The sequence below is a fragment of the Candidatus Epulonipiscium viviparus genome (assembly GCF_030708075.1).
GTDB lineage: Bacteria > Bacillota > Clostridia > Lachnospirales > Cellulosilyticaceae > Epulonipiscioides > Epulonipiscioides viviparus.
The window spans coordinates 341,045-362,155 of sequence record NZ_CP117982.1; the positions used below are offsets into that span (position 1 = coordinate 341,045).

Here is a 21,111-nt window from a genome sequence, read left to right on the forward strand (position 1 = left end):
AGGAGCTCTCACATATTATCGACAAATCCTGCCACGATTTTAAATAGTAGAACATTATTATTATGTTCTTAGGAATATTTTTGTACCAAATTTCATTATTCTATAATTATAATTAATATTTATGTAACATTTAAATTTTTATTCCACTTCTCAACCAAAAAAATAAATAAATTGTATTTCCGGTATAATTAAAAAAATCCTCCAAGCGAATCAGAGGATTAAAAATCAATTATCTAAATTTTATATGCTACTTCAAATGCAGTTCGTATTGCAGACTCTATCCTTCCCGGTTTTAATGCATCCCCCACTACTGCAACATTAGCACATGCTGCATATGCGATAGCGCTGACATCGATCGATTTTACGCCAGTTGATACCACTACATAGTCCGCAGCTATTTCACTCACTGCTTGCGTATTCATATCTTCTACCACAACCGCTCCATCTCTTACCTCCATCAATTTTGTAGAGGCCATATATTTTACATCATATTTTGATAATCTATCCATAGCATCGAGGTAATGCTGTACATAAATATTTTTCCCAACTTTGTCTAGCATCTCGATTATTGTTACTTCATTTCCATTTTCACAAAGTAATTCTGCAACTTCAAGCCCTGTTGCCCCCGAACCTATTACGCTTACCTTAAAGTTTGAAATTGCTTTACCGAGGGTCAATGTTTCTTCTACAGTTTTAACGTGTGTTAAATCAATTCCTGGAACAGCGGGCTTTGTAGATACCGCACCAGTTGCGACCAAAACTGCGTACGGATTTAGTGATTTCAGAAGTTCTGCAGTTACAGGAGTATTTAATCTGATTTCGACTTTCAGTTCTTCTAATTGAGTAATTTCATATTCCACAATCCAATTGATTTTCTCTTTGCGGGGCGGCTTATTTGCAATATTGATTTGTCCACCAACACGGCCGGTTTTCTCCAAAATTATCGTCTTGAATCCACGTATAGCCAGCACTCGTGCAGCTTCCAATCCAGCAAGCCCCGCTCCTATCACTACAACTACACGCCCGTTTCCATCTTTATTATTAGCAAACGTATATTCTGTTTCTCTTCCTGCGACAGGGTTAATCGCACATTTTACAGGTCCACTCCCAGCTGTTATGGCATCGCTAACCAATGTCTCAAAACAGTACGTACAGGAAATACATCGATTTATATTGTTTTCTCTGCCTGCTGCAGCTTTTTTGGCCCATCCGGGATCTGCAACAACGGCACGTCCCAATCCCACAAAATCTACCAAATCGTCTTCTAGCATTTTCTCTGCAAACCAAGGCTCTTTTACCATGTTTACTGCCATTAATGGTAGATCCACGTTATCTCTAATTCTACGGATTAGCTCTGTTCTACAACCCTGATCATATGTCATCGGCTCTGATAATGCATTAAACGATTCGTAAATTCCTTGCGACACATTTATATATGCTACTCCCATTTTTTCAAGACGCTTGCACACATCTATTCCGTCATCTATTGTAAAATAGCTTACAACGCCATTGGGTGCCAACAATTCATCAACTGTTAAACGCACTCCAATCGGAAATTCTTCGCCGCAAACTTTTCTGATAGCCTCAATAATTTCTTTTACAAAAGTAAATCGATCCGCTCCAAATCTATCTGATCTTTGATTTGTATACGGGCTGAGAAACTGCGAAATTAAATAGCCATGTGCTCCATGCAATTCCACTCCATCGCAACCACCATCCTTAGAACGTCGTGCTGCTGCCGCAAATTTAGCTATCACTTCCTCAACCTCGGCAGTAGTCATTTCGTGAGTTTCTTGGTTACATACACCGCAGGGCTTAGACGACGATGACCACAACGGCTCATTGCCATTCAAAAATGAAAACGACTCCCTCCCCGGATGATGTAGTTGCGTGAACACTACAATTTCCTTGCTGTGCAATATATCCGTCAGATGCTTTAGTGGCGCAATATGCTCGTCCCTTGCTGTACTCATCTGTCGCTTCAATGCGACACCATGCGCATCATCCACTCGCGTATTTTCTAATATAATCATTGCAACTCCGCCATCTGCTCTTTGCAGGATATATTCTAGATACGCAGGTCCTATTGTCTGATCTTCTTCTGCAACACCCATCGCTAGTGGCATCATAATTACGCGGTTCTTTAAAGTTAAGTTGCCTATTTTTCCGGCTTGAAATAATTTTGGGTACATATTTTCCTCCAATTAATTTATTACTGTAATAGCATTATCTAAAAATGCAATCCACTCCAATAGATCGGGCTATATATTTGCGATTCTTCCGGCAATGTTACACCTTTTAGTGCCCACTCTTTATACACTTCAAATCCAGTTCGATCAACGATATATCCAATGTGCTCTTTGCCTCCTGCAGCATTGAGATCGATATATTTGCCAACATAATCATACGTATTTAAAATAATTTTTAGGATGCTGTCTTCATCGGCCCATTTGATAAAATCTTCACCAAGACGCGGATTTTTTTTGCCTGTTCTGCCTAGGAGACTTAGTTTATAATACTTTTTTTCACTTCTAGTCCAGGCCATCGTTGGGCAATTCACGATGCATTCTCCGCAGCCGATACACTTTTCGTGGTTGCGAACAGGTCTATAATTTATGCCTTCTAAGGCCTTAACAGATTTTTTGGCACACATTCGAACACAAGCACCGCAACTGACACATCTGTTTTTGTCAAATTGTGGAAGAGTCATTCCGATAATGCCAAAATCATTCATCCTAGCCTTGGCGCAGTCATTGGGGCAGCCCGTTAAACCAATTTTAAAATGCAAGTCGTTCGGAAATACGGCCTTCTCAATCTTTTTAGCAAATTTAGTTGTGTTATAACAAGCATACGGACAAACTTTATTGCCTATACAAGCAGAAATATTTCTTGTGCCAGATGCTGGATACCCCTGGTCAAATGCTTCTTGATTAATTTCCATTCCATCGATCAATTCCTGAATCACTTTATTTACTCGCTCCATTTGTTCGAAGGGGATGCCCATAATCTCAAATCCCTGGCGACTGGTGATATGGATGGTCCCATCGCCATAAGTCTGTGCAATCGTTTTTATTGCTTCCAAATATTTTGCGTTTAAATATCCACCTGGAACACGAATACGAGCAGCGGTGATGCCTCTAACTTTTGTTACACGGAATGCATTCTTTTTTAGTTTCTTAGTATTAATATCCATAGAATCTCCTTAATCTACCAAATTTTTTGCATCGACATAGTTATATACAGGTCCTGATAAGCAAATATACTCTTCGTTAATTCTGCAGTGGCCACATTTCCCCAATCCGCAACACATTCTTCTCTCATAAGAAACCCAAATTTGTTCTGGTGCAATTCCTAAATCCAAAACACCTTTTACAGAAAATTTCATCATTATAGGAGGTCCCACAACAATGACTGCCGCATTAGCCTTGTTATCAAACTTTAAATCTGGAATATATTGCGTTACAAAGCCTGTTTTATATTTGCCTTCTGGTGAAGTATCTAGGGTTAAAATTACGTTGATATTTTTGTTCCAGCGTTCCAAATCCTTTTTGAATAAAATATCGTCGGGGCTTCTAAATCCAACAATCAGCGTAATCTTTTTGGCCTGATCTGAGTGCGCCGCGAAATAATCTATTACTCCCTTTACCGGAGACAGTCCTGTTCCACCTGCAATAACCACCAACTCTTTATCTTGAAAATTCTCGATATAAAATCCGTTGCCATAAGGTCCTCGCAATTTTAGCGAATCTCCTGTGTAATGCTCAAATATTTCGTTTGTCACTTTTCCTACTTTGCGGATGGTTAGATCTACATATCCGGCGCCAATGCCACTAACAGAAATCGGTGCTTCACCAAATTTGGGCAAGCTCACTTCAAAAAATTGCCCCGGGGTTACTTCATCGCCATCGTAAGACATTCTAAACGTATACTCAATTTCAGTATGCTTTATTACTTCTAAAATTTGGGATTCAAAAGGTATATAATTATTCATTGCCAGCCACCTCTTTCAGAGCAGATTCTAGCTTATTGATAGCATTCGAAAACGAAATATATTCGGGACAAATATCGTCGCATCTGCCACAACCTACACACATGTTTTCGCCATGTTTCTTCTTATAATTCAAAACTTTGTGTAAAACTCTATATCTCATGCGCTGCCCTCTCTTAACTCTAAACTGATGCCCGCCAGCCATATCGGTAAAGCCGTCCACCATACATGATGCCCAAACTCTGCGACGTTCACCAACTTTGCCGTTATCGCTGTAGAAAATATCTTGCGTCGTGAAACAAGTACAGGTAGGGCATACAAAATTGCATCTGCCACAAGCAATGCAGCGGGTGTCATATTCGTCCCACATTTTGCTATTAGCCACTCGGTTATCAAGGTCTTTGGGAATCGCAACTGTCACTTCATTAGATGATACAAATTTAGGCTCTACATCTGCAGGAATTCCACCCTTAAATGAATTTGCAAAAGAGTAGTCCTTACAATCGATCGCATAGTCCGCGCCTTGCTTATCGATTGATAATGCATAATCATCGCTTTTTGAAGTACCCATACTTACGCAAAAACAATTCTCAAACGAGCTTTCACAACCCATCACCACAAACTTTACAGCTTCTCGCAGCTTTGTATAGTAATGATCAGGAAACCCGTTATTTAAATATATGCCATCTAATCTTTTTACCGCATGCAGATCGCAGTTACGTACAAAAATTAGAGCCTTCTTTTGCGGCATCGCTGCCTCGGTTGCTTCTTCTTCTGTAAAATAAAATAACGTTTGAGATATCGGAAGTATTGCTTCTTTAAAGGAATATTGAGATTTTGCGTCAAAAACCACTTCTTCTATAGAATGTATCTGCCCATACCTAATACAGTCTGTATCCGAAAAAGTTCCTCCACCAACAAATCGCTTGGGTGCAAAAAATAAATATTCATCTTTTAAATTTTGTAAAAACTTGTTCATATGCGTTGTATCCAAAACAAATCCCATTTAAAATATACCTCCCATTAGTAGTTTTGATGAATAAAACATGTTACTATAAATTTCGACAAAATACAACGCTACCAATTATATTTTTTATGGGCCTTGCAGCTGCCTCGCAAAAATGTTATTTTATTATAAAACAGCAGCAAAAGGAGCAACTATTATGGCAGAAGATACAATAGCAGCAATGATAGATCATACTTTATTAAAACAAAATGCACGAGCAGATCAAATTATACAATTATGCGATCAAGCAAAAGAAAACGGTTTCTGTTCTGTATGTATAAATCCAAGTTATGTCTCGCTTTGTGCAGATCAATTGAAACACTCTTCTGTAAAAGTTTGTACGGTGATTGGTTTTCCATTGGGAGCCACGACGACTGCAACAAAAGTTTTTGAAGCCAACGAAGCGATTGAAAATGGTGCAGATGAAGTTGATATGGTTATAAACGTTGGTAAGCTAAAATCTGGTGATTGGAATTTCGTTCGAGAGGACATTAGACGTGTAGTTGTCGGAGTTGCAGGAAGAGCTATAGTAAAAGTAATTATCGAAACTTGCCTACTAACAGACGAGGAGAAAATTAAAGTTTGTGAAATTTGCAAAGAAGTTGGAGCTGATTTTGTAAAGACATCCACAGGATTTTCTACAGATGGTGCCACCGAATCGGATATCAAATTGATGCGTCAAACTGTTGGGCCTTCAATGGGCGTAAAAGCCTCAGGAAATGTTCGATCAATAGAATCGGCAAAAGCCATGATCTCTGCCGGTGCAACAAGACTTGGCACTAGCTCGGGGCTTGCAATCGTCAACGGATCGACCGCCAGCAATTCTTACTAAACTGCTACTGTTTTTAAAATAGTCAAGAAGGGGGTTTTGTGCCCCCTCATTTCTAGATTACTTACGTTTTTTTACTCTAAAAACTTTGATTAATATGATGATTATAATAGCAATAATGGCAATAAATGGTAAATATAACACAAACGCTACTATCGCGGACTGAATAACTGCAAACAGATTTTTAAACGAATCTTTAAATGCCTGAATAATACGATCCATAAAAGTTACCGGTTCCGGATGCGCGTCAACATATTCATAGACTTCTCTCACAGTAATATCTATAGTTGAGAAATCTAGCAAACTGTCATATTTATTCAGAGAACCTTGCGCAAGTTCTAACTCATATATAACGTTGTTTAGTTCCTTTTCGATTTCAAATAATTCAGTCAGTGTGCCAGCCTCTTTCAGTAATTCTAGCAACCGGTCGCGCTGAGTTTCAAGCGATTTAATTCTAAGCTCCGTATCTACATATTGATCTGTGATATCCTGAACATCTATAGATTTCGAAGTCGCAACACCAAAATCTGCCGTGTCATCTATAAAGTTATTGAACTCTTCTTCGGGAATACGCACCTGCATATATGCACTCCGAGGGTTGAAGGTATCTCCCTTGCCATACACGGAGTAGCTTTCGATAAATCCGCCTAACTCTTCAATTTTCGTAAATATAACATCGATCGACTCATCAAATGCTGTGGTTTCAATATTCATATTACCGTTTTTAATCATCTTTCTGTTCGGCATAGCAATATCTGGCATCGCGCTATTCGCTCTCGGTGCTGAATCAGCCATCTTAGCATATCCACCACCTGCACTCATTTCCCCCATTTCCATTATTTCCATACTTTCTGGTAGGGCAACTTTATAATCTTCGTTCGCCGAGCTACACCCCGCTAACAAAAATATTGCCATCAATAATATAATTTTTTTCATAATACCTCCTGTACTTTTATGTATTTTTTGAAGTATATAACAAACTTAACATTCTGTCAATATATCGTCAAATTTCATTTTTGCATATAAATTGTCTCAATATGTTTATTTTTCAAATTTTTTGGCTATACTTTTAGATATAAAAATTTTGGAGGCGAGAATGTTAGAAGAACAATTTAAAGAAATTGATAGAATCAGATTTGCAGTTGGTACAAAAATATTGGCTGCTATGCAAAAGAATAAATTAGAATATTCTCATTTTGCAGGAAGCTCTGGCTATGGATACGACGATAGCGGGCGAGAAATCATAGAGAAAATTTATGCTGATGTATTTGGAGCAGAAGATGCCCTGGTGCGACCTCAGTTGATGTCTGGAACTCATGCATTAACCGTATCATTTTTTGGCAACCTACGCCCTGGCGATACGCTACTTTCTGTAGTAGGCAAACCATACGACACGCTTCTGTCTGTAATAGGAATACGAGAAGCATCCGGGAGCCTTGCAGAATTTGGAGTTAATTATCATCAAGTTGATCTTTTGCCTACAAACGAAATAGACTTCGCAGGAATCACGAATGCCATTACATCATCAACCAAAATGGTTACAATTCAGCGTTCTAAAGGATATTCTACTCGGCCTACACTGTCTGTTGCTCAGATTGCAAAAATAATATCAACAGTAAAAGCTGTTCGAGCAGATATTATATGCCTTGTGGATAACTGCTATGGCGAGTTTGTAGAAGAGATTGAGCCTAGCGAAGTGGGCGCGGATTTGGTAGTTGGCTCTCTTATCAAAAATCCTGGTGGAGGCTTATGCGAATCTGGCGGCTATATTGTAGGTAAACGCAAATACGTTGAAGCCGCAGCGATGCGACTTACAGCACCGGGGCTCGGCAAAGAAGTAGGAGCGACACTTGGAACCAATAAAAATGTGTTACAAGGATTATTTTTGGCTCCAGAGGTTGTTGCCAACGCCTTGAAGGGAGCGGTTTATGCTGCATACAAATTTGAGCAACTAGGTTTTAATGCAATTCCAAAGTGGAACGAAAAAAGATCCGACATAGTTCAAGCAATCGAAATGAATACCGCCGAAAATGTAATTGCTTTTTGCGAGGGCATTCAGAAGGCTGCCCCGGTCGATAGCTTTGTTAAACCCATTCCGTGGGAAATGCCAGGGTATGATGTACCTGTAGTTATGGCTGCTGGAGCATTTGTTCAGGGATCTTCTATTGAACTCAGTGCCGACGCTCCAATAAAACCCCCATTTACCGTATTTTTCCAAGGCGGATTAACACAATATCATGCTCAAATAGGAATCGATACTGCATTACAAATTATGAAAGACAAGGGCTTAATTGCTTAGGAGGATGCGATGAGTAAGCGTTTAGAAGTAAAGATAACTACCGAAGAAGCAAAAAGACAAGACGAAATTATATCAAAACTTTCGCAACATATTAAAGATAAAGGTTTAACATTTTTTATTGGAACATTTGGTTGCCAAATGAATGCTCTTGATTCTGAAAAAATCGAAGGGGTTCTTACCAAATTAGGATATACTAAAGCAGCCAGCGAAAAGACTGCCGATTTTTTAATATACAATACGTGTTGCGTTCGCGAAAATGCCGAGCTAAAAATCTTTGGCAAATTGGGTGCGCTAAAGCATCGCAAAAAGAAGCAACCCAACTTTATGGTGGCACTTTGCGGATGCATGATGCAGCAAGATGTGGTCCTTAAAACATTAAAGCAAAAGTATAAATTTGTTGATATTATTTTTGGTACGTACAACATATATAAGTTGCCAGAACTTTTACAAACTAGAATCGAAACTGGCGAGAACATAATTGATATTTGGGAAACACACCAAGAAATTGTCGAGGATTTGCCCAGCATCAGAAAGCACCAGTTTAAGTCTTGTGTCAACATTATGTATGGCTGCAACAACTTTTGCACATATTGTATAGTTCCGTATGTGCGCGGAAGAGAACGCAGCCGTGAGGTGGATGATATTTATGATCAAGTAAAAGCGTTGGTCGATGATGGCGTCAAAGAAATTATGCTATTGGGTCAAAATGTAAATTCTTACGGCAAAAATTTAGCAACGAAACCTACGTTTACAGATTTGCTCGAACGATTAGCTTCAATAGATGGGCTAAAACGTATTCGATTTATGACTTCGCATCCAAAAGATTTTAGTGATCAACTTATAGAATCTATAGCAAAACATGATAACATTTGTAAAGGACTTCACTTGCCTATACAATCTGGTAGTACACGCATTTTACAACAAATGAATCGTGGCTATACTCGAGAAGAATACCTAGATTTGGTTGCCAAAATAAAGAAGGCGATTCCATCTGCCACATTGACGACTGATATTATCGTTGGATTTCCGGGTGAATCCGATTCCGACTTTGCAGATACTTTAGACGTCGTTACACAAATTCAATATTTAAGCGCTTTTACCTTTATATATTCGAAGCGTACCGGCACTCCTGCAGCAACAATGGAAAATCAAGTCGATGAAGATGTTATAAAAGCTAGATTTAACCAATTAGTTGCTGCTGTAAACACAATCGCTGCAGATTTTATGGCTGCACAAATAGGTAACACATACGAAATATTATTAGAAGATTCCAGCAAAAATGATGCCACAATGTTAAGCGGTAGAACCGATACCGGAATTTTAGTACATGTCAAAGCTCCGCTAAACTTCATCGGAGAGTTTGTAACCGTCAAAATTACTAATTCCAAAACACATTATTTGGTTGGAGAAATAAAAGTAAGTGAGGATTTATAGATGACCCCGATGTTAAAACAATACTTTGAAATCAAAAAAAAATACAGCGACTGCTTATTATTTTTTAGATTAGGTGATTTTTATGAAATGTTTTTCGATGATGCAGTTTTTGCTAGCCAAGAACTCGAACTTACGTTAACCAAGCGGAATGGCGAAGACTCTCCCCCAATGTGTGGGGTGCCTCATCATAGCGTTGATTCGTATATTCTTAAATTAACAAACAAAGGATACAAGGTTGCCATATGCGAACAGATAGAAAATTCTAACGAATCCAAAGGCATCGTTATGCGAGATGTGGTGCGAGTGATTACTCCTGGAACTAGCTTGGAAAGCACCAATGATAACTATATCGCTTGCGTCGTAAAATTAAAAAATTCTTATGCGCTTAGCTTTTGCAATGTTACAGCATGCGAGTGGAAAGCCATACAAATAGAAAAAAATTCCAAGCAAGTCATTGATGAAATTTCCAAGCATATGCCTGTGGAATGTCTTATCAATACTGAAGTTATGGGTTCTGATATCGAAAAATTTTTGATACAAGAATGCAATGCATTGGTTCAATCTTTGCCTGAAATAACTAATTTAAAAGAAGAGCTCAATAATCATTTTGAAAATTCTGTATTGCAGCGAATAGATACTGATGTACTAGTTTTATGTGTGGGATCGCTTTTGCATTATTTAACTAGTATTGCCAAAAATTCATTAATTCACTTAACAGATTTACAACTTTATACTATCGCCGAAAATATGTATCTCGGAACCGAAGTAATCAAAAATCTCGAGCTTATAGAAACATTGCATGATAAAAGTAAAAAAGGTTCGCTATTAAGCATTTTAGATAAAGCCGTTACTCCTATGGGCAAGCGCGAAATTAAAAATTGGATTTTAACACCATTATTGGATAAATCTCAAATCCTACTTCGCCAAGATGCGGTTGCTGAGTTAGTTCAAAATATTTTTTTGGCAAGTGATTTACGAGAATATTTAAAGTCAATTTATGATCTAGAAAAGATTGTTGCTAAAATAGGATACAAAACTTGTAATGCAAAAGACTTGATCGTGCTTAAAGACTCTATTTTATATTTAGCTGCGATCCAAGATCTAATTGCTACTACTACTAGTACTGAGCTATCTACAATAAGCCGCAATTTAGATATTTTGGAAGATATTTACACTTTGATCAACAGTGCTATCAATGAAGATGCGCCTCTTTCGATTAAAGATGGTGGAATTATTAAAAAAACTTATAGCTCCGAGGTATTTAAACTGAAGGATATCAAAGACAAAGGCGCGTCTTGGCTAGTAGAGATAGAAGCTCGTGAACGCGAAAGTACCGGAATTAAAAACCTGAAAATTAAGTATAATAAAGTTTTTGGATATTTTTTAGAGGTCACCAACTCCAATAAAAATTTAGTTCCCGAACATTATACAAGAAAACAGACGTTGGTAAATTGCGAACGTTATATTACAGAAGAATTAAAAGACATAGAAGAGCAAATTTTAAATGCAGATTCTTTGATCTGCCAACTTGAATATGATATTTTTATGGAAGTAGTACAAAAAATTGAAACAAATATAAAACGTATATTAGAGACTTCTAAGAATATTGCTAAGCTCGATGCATATATATCGTTAAGCGCTGTTGCTATTTCCAACAACTATGTACGCCCCACTATTACAACCAATGGCGAAATTAATATTGCTGCAGGAAGACATCCAGTTGCGGAGACCATTATTGGAACACAATCGTTTATTTCCAATGACACTTGCTTAGGGCAAGAAGATACTCAAATCGCTTTGATTACAGGCCCTAATATGGGTGGAAAATCTACCTACATGAAGCAAGTTGGTTTAATCGTGATTTTGGCGCAAATCGGATCTTTCGTCCCTGCAACATCGGCAGAAATATCTGTTGTAGATAAAATATTTACTCGTGTAGGTGCTTCCGATGATCTTATTTCTGGCAAAAGTACGTTTATGGTCGAGATGAGCGAAGTTTCTAACATCTTGATCAATGCCACTTCAAACAGCTTATTAATCCTTGATGAGATTGGCAGAGGAACTAGCACTCTTGATGGCTTGAGCATTGCACAAGCAGTTATAGAATATATTGCCATTAATAAGGTGGGGGCAAAAACTCTGTTTTCTACTCATTATCATGAATTGCCGCAGTTGGTCAATCAATATGCAAACATAAAAAACTATTGCGTAACTGTACAACAAAACAAAAATTCATTAATATTTTTACACAAAATTGCAGAAGGTGTTGCTGGAAAAAGCTTTGGACTAGAAGTTGCTAAGCTAGCCGGATTACCGGTTGATGTATTACACCGAGCTGGTCAAATTTTATCAAAATTAGATGCAGAAAAACTTAATACTACTAACTCTGAAGTTTTACCCGCATTTTCACAATCATATGATATCGAATCTCATGATTATGACGATCTAGTAAACACTATTAATGACATCAATATAATGGATTTAACTCCTGCAAAGGCAATCGAAACTATTCAGCAACTCAAAAATTTAGTAAATAGCTAAAAGGAGACTCGATCAATTATGATTAAATTATTAGACCCCTTAACCATTAATCAGATTGCTGCTGGAGAGGTAGTAGAGCGCCCCGCATCTGTTGTAAAAGAATTGGTAGAAAATAGCATAGATGCTGGTGCCACTGTTATTACAGTAGAAATTAGTAAAGGCGGCGTTGAGTTAATTAAGATTATAGATAATGGATCTGGATTTCAATTAGATGAAATAGAAATTGCATTTCTCAAACATTCAACAAGTAAAATAAGCACTACAAGCGATTTAGAACATGTGTTAACAATGGGGTTTCGAGGCGAAGCTCTATCTAGTATCAGCTCGATTGCTAAAGTGGAACTTACTAGCAAAAATAAAGACAGCGCAACAGGAAGGCGAGTGACTGTATCTGGCGGCACGATAACCAACACTATGGATGTCGCAGCGTCTCAAGGTACCACGTTTGTAATCCAAGATTTATTTTTCAATGTTCCCGCTCGAAAAGCTTTTTTGAAATCCGCTGGTGTTGAAGCCGGACGCATCACTGATATTATATATAAATTGGCTCTCTCGCATCCAAACATTGCATTCAAGTATATTAAGGATTCAAAACCGATATTTCAAACTCGAGGTAATAATAATTTAAAGGAAGTAATTTTCAACATTTTTGGCAAAGAAATTTCTGACGGAACTATACCTATTCAATATGCAACCAAAGACTTTAAACTAGAAGGTCGAATTGGAAAATTAACCCTCAGCAAATCTAATCGAAGTTGGGAATTATTTTTTATCAATGGAAGATATATAACCAATAAAATTTTTAATGAAGCAGTTGAGGAAGCATATAAAACTCTCACTATGGCGAAAAAATTTCCGGTTGCTATTCTTCGCGTTACTATGCCAGCATCTCATCTAGATGTCAATGTGCATCCTGCCAAGCTAGAAGTACGATTTAAAGATAGTGATGCGATCAAAACCGCCATCATCAATGCTATAAAACAAACTTTAAGCGAAATAAATTTAATGCCTACTTTTGCAGAAGCACTACCTAAGTCTGCACATAAAAAACCTGCGCTTAATATTGATCAAGCAAAACTCGTCACTCCTGCTATTACGGTCGATGCATTAAGCAATGAATTAAAATTTAACAATCTATTTAGAAAAAAACCGACATTGATAGTACCTGAGGCAGCCCATGTAAACGCTACTCATGGGGCAGCTCATGCAACCGCTACTTCTGATGCGGCTCATGTAACCGCTACTCATGGGGCAGCTCATTCAAACGCTACTTCTGATGCGGCTCATGTAAACGCTACTCATGGGGCAGCTCATTCAAACGCTACTCATGGGGCAGCTCATTCAAATGCTACTCCGGGGGCAGCTCATTCAAACGCTACTTCTGATGCGGCTCATGCAAACGCTACTTCTGAGGCGGCCCATGTAAACGCTACTTCTGATGCGGCTCATGTAAACGCTACTTCTGAGGCAGCTCATGTAAACGCTACTCATGAGGCAGCTCATTTAAACGCTACTCATGGGGCAGCTCATTCAAACGCTACTCCTGAGGCGGCTCATGTAACCGCTACTCATGGGGCAGCCCATGCAAACGCTACTTCTGATGCGGCTCATGTAAACGCTACTCATGGGGCGGCTCATTCAAACGCTACTCTTGGGGCGGCTCATGCAAGCGCTACTCGTGGGGCAGCTCATGCAAACGCTACTTCTGAGGCGGCTCATGCAAACGCTACTTCTGATGCCCCGCACGCACACACCCTCTTCATGCCCCCCCTTGCCACCCTTATTTTCGAGCCGGCTCATGTAAACGCTATTTCTGATGCGGCTCATGTAACCGCTACTTCTGATGCGGCTCATGTAACCGCTACTTCTGGGGCAGCTCATGTAAACGCTACTTCTGATGCGGCCCATGTAACCGCTACTTCTGATGCGGCTCATGTAACCGCTACTTCTGATGCGGCTCATGTAACCACTACTTCTGATGCGGCTCATGTAACCGCTACTTCTGATGCGGCTCATGTAAACGCTACTTCTGATGCGGCTCATGTAAACGCTACTTCTGATGCGGCTCATGTAAACGCTACTCATGGGGCAGCTCATGTAACCGCTACTCATGGGGCAGCTCATTCAAATGCTACTCATGGGGCAGCTCATGTAAACGCTACTCATGGGGCAGCTCATTCAAACGCTACTCATGGGGCAGCTCATGTAAACGCTACTCATGGGGCAGCTCATTCAAACGCTACTTCTGATGCGGCCTATGCAACCGCTAATGCCAGATCAGTAGATTATACCGCGCTAGTAAAAAATACGTTTGAATATGTAGCTGACTCCGCAGATGCTGCATACACGGTAACTGCTGCTCCAAAAAATACTGTAGCTATTCCACAAGAAGGTCTCGATTATTTTTTGTTAGGACAAATTTTCGAAACTTACTGGATGATTAAATATATGGATAAAGTGTTAATTATGGATCAGCATGCTGCCCATGAACGAGTTATCTATGAGAAGCTTTTGGCAGAATTTCACTCCAATACGGTTGATTCGCAACAATTACTATGTCCTATGATTTTTAGGCCTACTGCGAATACGCTACCTCTCATAGCTGCACACTTTGCACTTTTAGAAAAAGCAGGCTTCGAAATTGAAATGCTCAATGAAATAACTATGATTATTCGAGGCGTTCCATTTCTATTTAATCAACCTATGGCTCAATCTCAAGTAAAATCATTTTTAGAAGATTTCGGCAATAATAAAGGTATATCTTTGCCAGAAGAGAAAATAATAAGAATGGCTTGCAAAGCTGCGATAAAGGGTAATCATAAAATTTCCAAAACAGAATGTAAAAATCTGATAGAGTCTTTATTGGTACTTGAGAACCCTTTTAGCTGCCCTCATGGCAGGCCAACTTTAATTAGTTTAGAAAAATCAGATATCGAAAAATTATTTAGACGAATCGTCTAGTGTTTAGTAGACACAATAGGAGGCAATATGAAAAAAATGGCAGTCCATAGCGGCACCTTTCACGCAGATGACGTGTTTGCGGTAGCTTTGATGTATGGAATTTATGACGACTTAGAGGTAGTTAGAACTCGCGACGAAGCCGAACTTAGCACTTGTGATATCATCGCTGATGTTGGAGGAGGTCAATATGATCACCATTATGTAAACAAAAAATTGCGTGCTGACGGCATTCCATACTGTGCGTTTGGTCTTCTGTGGCAAGATTTTGGAATCGATTATATAAAAAATAATTTTGAACCTCTACCTCAAGAACAATACGAAGAAATTAAAGACCGAATAGCTATCGATTTTATTACTGTAATTGATGCGAATGACAATGGGCTAGATATTGTTCGCTCTGATTATAAAATTATGACTGTATCTGGAATTATCGATGTATTTATGCCTTTTGACGCAACCCAGGCTGCTGCAACTAAAGGATTTTTTGAGGCTGTTGAACTCGCTAAAAAAATCTTATATCATGTGGTAGCAAAAGAAGTTAGATACTTTGGTGATTTCAATTATGTCAAAGAGCAGCTAGCAATTCAGAATCCTAAAGAAAGCCACATTTTAGTATTAGAAAAACGCGTGAGCTTTAAAAAACCGTTAATTAAACTAGATATTGACATGGACGTATTGTTTGTTGTCTATAAAGATTTGTCCGATAAATGGATGGTTCAAAATATTCAGTTAACAGAAGATAGCTTTGACGCACGCAAAAATTTGCCAGACAGCTGGGCCGGACTAAACGAAGAAGCCTTAGACAAAGTTACCGGAATAGATGGATGCGTATTTTGTCATCCTGCTAAATTTTTATGTGGCAACAAAACCAAAGAAGGCGCCCTTGCTATGGCTCGATTGGCTGTTGAAGCGTAATTCAAAAAAAGACTGTTTCCCAGATTATAGGATTCAGTCTTTTTTAGAGTTTAATACTTTTCAATATCTACTTCTATCACATCGGGCGTTTTACATCCCAAGAACATTTTTGCCATATCTTGCATCTGTTCTTTGTGATCACTTACATAAAAATGATACGACGGGATTGCTATAGCTTGAATATTTTCTTGTAGCAGGTGGAGCCCCATCTGGTATGCCGTCTCATTGGCAGGATTTATCAGTTTGATATGTTTTCCCACCACGGCTTGAATGTCCTCAGATAATATAGGATAGTGCGTGCATCCCAATATTAATGTATCTATATCTTCTTCTAACAACTCATTCAGATAAGTTGCTATCACCATTTTTGCAACCTCTGTGTTTGTCCAGCCATCTTCTACTAGCGGAACAAATAGCGGGCAAGCTTTCGAAAAAATTTGGTATTCTGGATGAATTTCTCTTAGCCGCTCCGCGTATCGACCACTTTTGACGGTGCCTTCTGTTCCTATCACACCAATTCGACCATTTTTGGTTGCTCGGCTTGCCATTATAACGCCTGGCCCTACAACCCCTTCTATCATCAATTCAGGAAATAACTCCCGCAATTCGATAGCGCAATTTGAGTTTACTGTATTGCAGGCGATGATGATTGCTTTTACATCCTTACTCAATAAAAATCTGATTATTTGTGCTGAAAATTTTGTAACCGTTGCTTTCGATTTATTTCCATATGGCACACGTGCTGTATCGCCAAAGTATACTATCGATTCGTTTGTTAATTGCTTCATAACTTCTTTTACAACTGTCAGCCCTCCAAGGCCAGAGTCAAAAATTCCGATTGGTCTGTTATCCATATTTGTCACCGCTTATAAAGATGCTAAATTTATTAATTCTGTAATCAGGTTTTTGATTGAGATCCCAAAATCTTCAAACAGCATCGGGTACATACTAATTTTGGTAAATCCTGGCATTGTATTAATTTCATTAAATATCATATCGCCTGTTTCCGTTACAAAAAAATCAACTCGCGATAGCCCTTTTGCATCGACTGCTTTATAAATCTTCTTTGCTGCTTCTCTCAAGTTTTCTTTAATCTCGTCTGGTAATTCCGCACAGATCACGGTTTTGGATTCTGCGTTATTATATTTGGCATCAAAATCATAAAACTCTGCGGCTGCCAAAATTTCACCTACTCCTGAGATTTGTAATTCTTCGTTTCCTAGTACGGCAACTTCAACTTCTCGGCCTATTATCGTTTCCTCGACCAAGATTTTTGCGTCTTCTTTTGCCGCTACTCTTAGAGCATGTTCTAATTCACGCTTGTTGTGCACCTTATTGATCCCGACAGACGATCCAGCATTTGCTGGCTTTACAAAGTATGGATAGCCAAACGTTTCCTCTATTTTGGATACTACTTGATTCATATGTTTTAATTCCGAACTTTTCACTAGTACATACTTTGCTTGTCTTATTCCTGTCTTTTCAACTGCTATTTTGGTAAATGATTTGTCCATCGATATCGCAGAACTCAAAACTCCGCACCCCACAAATGGCAGCTGCGCTAATGTACACAAGCCTTGGATCGTTCCGTCTTCACCATATTTTCCATGCATAATCGGGAATACTTTATTAATTTTGATGTTTACTATGTCTTGCGCATCTCTCAATAGAAGTAATCCATGATGAGTAACATCTGGACTCAAAATACAAGGTACACCTTTTTCTTGCCAATTATTTTCCGTAAAATTAAAGTTTGCACCTCTATATAATAACCATTTCCCTTCTTTTGTGATTCCAACAGGATAAATATCAAAAAGCTCATGATCAATATTTTCATAAATAGTTGTAACAGACTTTAACGATACTTCATGTTCTGAAGATTGCCCTCCAAAAATTAACAAGATATTTTGCTTCATAAAAAATGCCCCTTCCTCATATATTTTATAGCTCTTTATTTATGATAAGTCTTTTTAAAAAATGTTTCTTTTTCGTTCCAGTATTTTCCATAATGACACACAAACTCATCTTCGCGCTCCTTCATAAATTCTGTATAGTCGGCGTCTAGTCCATTTTTACGCAAATTTTCTCGAATGCGTTCGGAGCCTAGTGGAGTTGCTAACGGTGCCACTTCTCTATAGTTATAATACTTTTCATCTAGCCCTTTTTGAACTGCCGGAACTGTATCGTGTCCTTCGAGATAAACCTCCCCTTTTGCCATCACCACAAAATCTATTATGTCTGTTAACAATTTGATTTGCAGCTTGAGATATTCTGGCTTATCTGTTAAATCTTCTCTCTCATTATCAATTTTAAATAGTTCGTATTGCCCACTAAATGGATAGTATGCTAATCGATATTCCTTACTAGAAACCAATTTCATTGAGTCGCAAAACTCTGTAAATATCACGCTTCGCTGCATCGCCGGCGTATTATACATTTCTATCATAGATCGCGAAAATGCAAACGGCTTATCATCTCCTGCTACTTTGATAGCTGTTCCTCCAATGTCTAGGTTGCTAACTAACATATCGCTTCGCACTCCCTTTGGCAACTCCGGTGAATTCGAAATAATCATCGGAATCTCTAACTGCGCCTTATATGGCATCGCACCCTTTCCAAACATGCTATAGTCGCCTAGCATACATCCATGGTCGGTCGAAAATATAATTATCGTATCTTCGTAGATGCCCAGCTCTTTCAATTTTGCGACGATCTTGGCTACCTGGATATCTATCAGCTGAACCTTATGCGCGTACGCTACTAATTGGCGTCTGTATGCTTCGATGCCTTTAACTTCGGGCGAATTTAATGTTGCCCCACGTCTATACAATGGCACATCACACTTAGGCAAAAACTTTGTGTCTGCTGGATCTGGAGGTTGTATTTGGGTAGTCAGCCCGTTATTTGCTGGTACGTCGTATGGCGGATGCGGCCCTTGAAATGAGATCCACGCAAAGACTGGCTTATCTTTTTCGTCTTCTATAAATTTTATCGCATTTTCTGCTATCCAAACATCATAGTATTCACTTATATCTGCTCCAAATTTTCCCGATCCATCATGATTATACAGATTTTTTGCTTCTGGATGGCGCTCAATTATATATTTATAGAAATCGTCTTCTGGCCCCAATCGATTCTCTTCCATTTGCAATGCAATGTCGAAACCCTTTGAATCTTTGCCCGGCGTATGGTGTAATTTTCCAAATGCCCCTGTTCTATATCCGTTTGCTTTCATTCTCTGCGGCAAATATTCAAGCCCCGGTCTAAATGGAACTTCGTTAGTCCACACACCATGATCAGATAGGTACGTTCCTGTCATCATTGATGCTCTTCCCGGTGCGCAAACTGGCGACACCGTTGTTGCATGCTCAAACAAAACTCCATCTGCTGCTAATTTATCTATATTTGGCGTCTTAATAAACTCACTTCCATAGCAAGATAGGTAGTCGGTACGCAATTGATCACATAAAATCACTACAACATTTTTTTTCATGATTTCTCTCTCCCACTTTTCAATCTTTAATATGTCTTCTTAAAAAATGAATCTCCTGGCCTCCAATACTTTCCGTAGTGAACAACAAATTCATCTTCTCGCGCTTTCATAAATTCAGTATAGTCAGCATCTAATCCATGGTCTCTCAGGCTTTGTCGACTTCGTTCTGACCATATTGGAGTTGCTAGTGGTGCAACCTCTCTATAATTATAATACTTCTCGTCAAGCCCCACCTGCACTGCTGGGACAGTATCATGACCCTCCAAATAGACCTCTCCTTTTGCCATCACCACAAAGTCAATTATATCTGATAGCAATTCGATCCGCAATTCTTGTAACTCCGGGTCTAGTGTCAAATCGGTCGTTTCATCGTCTATGGCAAACAGTTCATGCTCCTTGCTAAATGGATAGTATGCCAATCTATATTTTTTTGTCGAAACCAATTTCATCGAGTCGCAAAACTCTGTAAATATCACGCTTCGTTGTATTTCACAATTATTATACATCTCGACAATCGATCGCGAATATCCCAGCGGCTTTGGATCTTCTGCTGCTTTCAGCGCCGTTCCCGCAATGTCTAGGTTGCTCACAAGCATGTCGCTTCGTTTCCCCTGTGGCAATGCGTCGGCGTCCACCACTATCATCGGAATTTCTAACTGCGCTTTATATGGCATCGCGCCCTTCTCATACATATCGTAATCCCCCAACATACACCCGTGGTCAGTAGAAAATATAATTACGGTATCTTTATATATGCCCAACTCTTTCAGCTTCGCTATAATTTTTCCCACTTCATAGTCAATAATTTGAACTCCCTCTGCGTATCTCGCGCGACGCTCTCTATAGGCCTTCATCCCCAATATACTTGGTGTAGATATATTTGATGCTCTCCTATATTTGGGAACATTACAGCTTGGCTCGAAGTCTAACATGATAGGATCCGGTGGCGTTAGCACTGTCGATATTCCATTCTCTGCTGGCGCATCATATGGCTGGTGCGGCCCCTGAAATGATACCCACGCAAATAACGGCTCATCTTTATGGTCTTCGATAAATTTTACGGCATTGTTGGCAATCCATTCTTCGTAATAGTCCTCTAGCCCAAAAGCAAATCGACCATCTTTTTGCGGGCTGATAGTATTTATTTCTGGGTGCCTTCTCTTCAAAAATTTGTAGAAATCATCGTCTGCTGCCAATCTTCCTTCTTCCATCTGACAAGCAACTGCAAAACCTTTGACGTCTTTGCTCGGCATATGATGAAGCTTTCCAAATGCCCCAGTCACATATCCGTTTTGGTTCATCCGCTCCGGAATATACTCCAGCCCTGCCTTAAACGGAACGTCGTTGGTCCACACTCCCGTTCCCGAAACGTACTGCCCCGTCATCATACATGCGCGCCCCGGTCCACACACTGGCGATACTGTTGTTGCACGCTCAAATAAAACTCCATCTGCCGCTAGTTGATCGATATTTGGAGTTTTTATAAAATCACTTCCGTAACACGATAAAAAATCTGTTCTCAATTGATCACATAAGATTACTACAACATTTTTCTTCACAAAAATTACACCTCTTCATCATAAAATAGGTAAATCCTGTGGAGATATTTTATCACCATTTCGAAATTATTCAAGGCAGTTTTTTA

General features: G+C 39.0%; 15 protein-coding genes. 6 read left to right on the plus strand and 9 right to left on the minus strand.

Annotation, left to right across the window (positions count from 1 at the left end; translation table 11 throughout):
- Positions 1-233: 233 nt before the first annotated feature.
- The 4 genes from PCY70_RS01130 to asrA are packed head-to-tail and all read right to left on the minus strand — an operon-like array spanning position 234 to position 4,994.
- A complete protein-coding gene (locus PCY70_RS01130; RefSeq protein WP_305768116.1) occupies positions 234-2,192 on the minus strand; it encodes an oxidoreductase in 1,959 nt (652 codons plus the stop codon).
- A gap of 38 nt (positions 2,193-2,230) precedes the next feature.
- The gene (gene asrC, locus PCY70_RS01135) at positions 2,231-3,193 is read right to left on the minus strand and encodes a sulfite reductase subunit C (RefSeq protein ID WP_010167628.1); all 963 of its coding nucleotides are present in this window, start codon (positions 3,191-3,193) and stop codon (positions 2,231-2,233) included.
- Positions 3,194-3,202: 9 nt separating this feature from the next.
- The gene (gene asrB, locus PCY70_RS01140; protein ID WP_305768934.1) at positions 3,203-3,997 is read right to left on the minus strand and encodes an anaerobic sulfite reductase subunit AsrB; all 795 of its coding nucleotides are present in this window, start codon (positions 3,995-3,997) and stop codon (positions 3,203-3,205) included.
- Positions 3,984-4,994, minus strand: coding sequence for an anaerobic sulfite reductase subunit AsrA (gene asrA, locus PCY70_RS01145; protein WP_305768117.1), 1,011 nt, complete (start codon positions 4,992-4,994; stop codon positions 3,984-3,986). The genes asrB and asrA overlap by 14 nt, the downstream gene beginning before the upstream one ends.
- Positions 4,995-5,151: 157 nt before the next feature.
- Between asrA and deoC the strand changes: the two genes are divergently transcribed.
- Positions 5,152-5,826, plus strand: a complete 675-nt coding sequence (deoC, locus tag PCY70_RS01150) for a deoxyribose-phosphate aldolase (RefSeq protein WP_029488117.1) — start codon at positions 5,152-5,154, stop codon at positions 5,824-5,826.
- Between the two features lie 57 nt (positions 5,827-5,883).
- Here deoC and PCY70_RS01155 read toward each other — a convergent pair whose 3' ends face one another.
- Positions 5,884-6,759 (minus strand): DUF4349 domain-containing protein, encoded by an 876-nt coding sequence (locus PCY70_RS01155; protein WP_305768118.1) that lies wholly within the window; start codon positions 6,757-6,759, stop codon positions 5,884-5,886.
- A gap of 160 nt (positions 6,760-6,919) precedes the next feature.
- Here PCY70_RS01155 and PCY70_RS01160 point away from each other — a divergent pair, with 160 nt between their 5' ends.
- The 5 genes from PCY70_RS01160 to PCY70_RS01180 are packed head-to-tail and all read left to right on the plus strand — an operon-like array spanning position 6,920 to position 15,973.
- A complete protein-coding gene (locus PCY70_RS01160) occupies positions 6,920-8,122 on the plus strand; it encodes a methionine gamma-lyase family protein (RefSeq protein WP_330697035.1) in 1,203 nt (400 codons plus the stop codon).
- Positions 8,123-8,131: 9 nt separating this feature from the next.
- Positions 8,132-9,556, plus strand: coding sequence for a tRNA (N6-isopentenyl adenosine(37)-C2)-methylthiotransferase MiaB (miaB, locus tag PCY70_RS01165; protein WP_305768119.1), 1,425 nt, complete (start codon positions 8,132-8,134; stop codon positions 9,554-9,556).
- The gene (gene mutS, locus PCY70_RS01170; protein WP_305768120.1) at positions 9,557-12,097 is read left to right on the plus strand and encodes a DNA mismatch repair protein MutS; all 2,541 of its coding nucleotides are present in this window, start codon (positions 9,557-9,559) and stop codon (positions 12,095-12,097) included.
- A gap of 18 nt (positions 12,098-12,115) precedes the next feature.
- On the plus strand, positions 12,116-15,058 hold the full coding sequence (mutL, locus tag PCY70_RS01175; protein ID WP_305768121.1) for a DNA mismatch repair endonuclease MutL: 2,943 nt from the start codon (positions 12,116-12,118) through the stop codon (positions 15,056-15,058).
- A 27-nt stretch (positions 15,059-15,085) separates the two neighbouring features.
- The gene (locus tag PCY70_RS01180; protein WP_305768122.1) at positions 15,086-15,973 is read left to right on the plus strand and encodes an MYG1 family protein; all 888 of its coding nucleotides are present in this window, start codon (positions 15,086-15,088) and stop codon (positions 15,971-15,973) included.
- 50 nt (positions 15,974-16,023) lie between these two features.
- On the opposite strand, the gene murI is transcribed toward PCY70_RS01180, so the two are convergent.
- From murI to PCY70_RS01200, 4 genes are read right to left on the minus strand one after another with little or no spacing between them, the layout of a single operon-like run.
- Positions 16,024-16,827: a glutamate racemase gene (gene murI / locus PCY70_RS01185; protein ID WP_305768123.1), complete on the minus strand. Its 804-nt coding sequence runs from the start codon at positions 16,825-16,827 to the stop codon at positions 16,024-16,026.
- 12 nt (positions 16,828-16,839) lie between these two features.
- A complete protein-coding gene (locus PCY70_RS01190; protein ID WP_029488112.1) occupies positions 16,840-17,889 on the minus strand; it encodes a D-alanine--D-alanine ligase family protein in 1,050 nt (349 codons plus the stop codon).
- Between the two features lie 35 nt (positions 17,890-17,924).
- A complete protein-coding gene (locus PCY70_RS01195) occupies positions 17,925-19,466 on the minus strand; it encodes a sulfatase family protein (protein WP_029488111.1) in 1,542 nt (513 codons plus the stop codon).
- 26 nt (positions 19,467-19,492) lie between these two features.
- Positions 19,493-21,025 (minus strand): sulfatase family protein, encoded by a 1,533-nt coding sequence (locus PCY70_RS01200; protein WP_305768124.1) that lies wholly within the window; start codon positions 21,023-21,025, stop codon positions 19,493-19,495.
- Positions 21,026-21,111 lie beyond the last annotated feature (86 nt).

What these genes read in the sequence shown, in the direction of transcription:
- asrC (WP_010167628.1), bottom strand. Translation starts at nt 3,193, where the DNA reads ATGGATATTAATACTAAGAAACTAAAAAAGAATGCATTCCGTGTAACA.
- asrA (WP_305768117.1), bottom strand. Translation starts at nt 4,994, where the DNA reads ATGGGATTTGTTTTGGATACAACGCATATGAACAAGTTTTTACAAAAT.
- mutS (WP_305768120.1), top strand. Translation starts at nt 9,557, where the DNA reads ATGACCCCGATGTTAAAACAATACTTTGAAATCAAAAAAAAATACAGC.
- mutL (WP_305768121.1), top strand. Translation starts at nt 12,116, where the DNA reads ATGATTAAATTATTAGACCCCTTAACCATTAATCAGATTGCTGCTGGA.
- PCY70_RS01190 (WP_029488112.1), bottom strand. Translation starts at nt 17,889, where the DNA reads ATGAAGCAAAATATCTTGTTAATTTTTGGAGGGCAATCTTCAGAACAT.
- PCY70_RS01160 (WP_330697035.1), top strand. Translation starts at nt 6,920, where the DNA reads ATGTTAGAAGAACAATTTAAAGAAATTGATAGAATCAGATTTGCAGTT.
- PCY70_RS01155 (WP_305768118.1), bottom strand. Translation starts at nt 6,759, where the DNA reads ATGAAAAAAATTATATTATTGATGGCAATATTTTTGTTAGCGGGGTGT.
- PCY70_RS01180 (WP_305768122.1), top strand. Translation starts at nt 15,086, where the DNA reads ATGAAAAAAATGGCAGTCCATAGCGGCACCTTTCACGCAGATGACGTG.
- PCY70_RS01130 (WP_305768116.1), bottom strand. Translation starts at nt 2,192, where the DNA reads ATGTACCCAAAATTATTTCAAGCCGGAAAAATAGGCAACTTAACTTTA.
- deoC (WP_029488117.1), top strand. Translation starts at nt 5,152, where the DNA reads ATGGCAGAAGATACAATAGCAGCAATGATAGATCATACTTTATTAAAA.
- murI (WP_305768123.1), bottom strand. Translation starts at nt 16,827, where the DNA reads ATGGATAACAGACCAATCGGAATTTTTGACTCTGGCCTTGGAGGGCTG.
- miaB (WP_305768119.1), top strand. Translation starts at nt 8,132, where the DNA reads ATGAGTAAGCGTTTAGAAGTAAAGATAACTACCGAAGAAGCAAAAAGA.
- PCY70_RS01195 (WP_029488111.1), bottom strand. Translation starts at nt 19,466, where the DNA reads ATGAAAAAAAATGTTGTAGTGATTTTATGTGATCAATTGCGTACCGAC.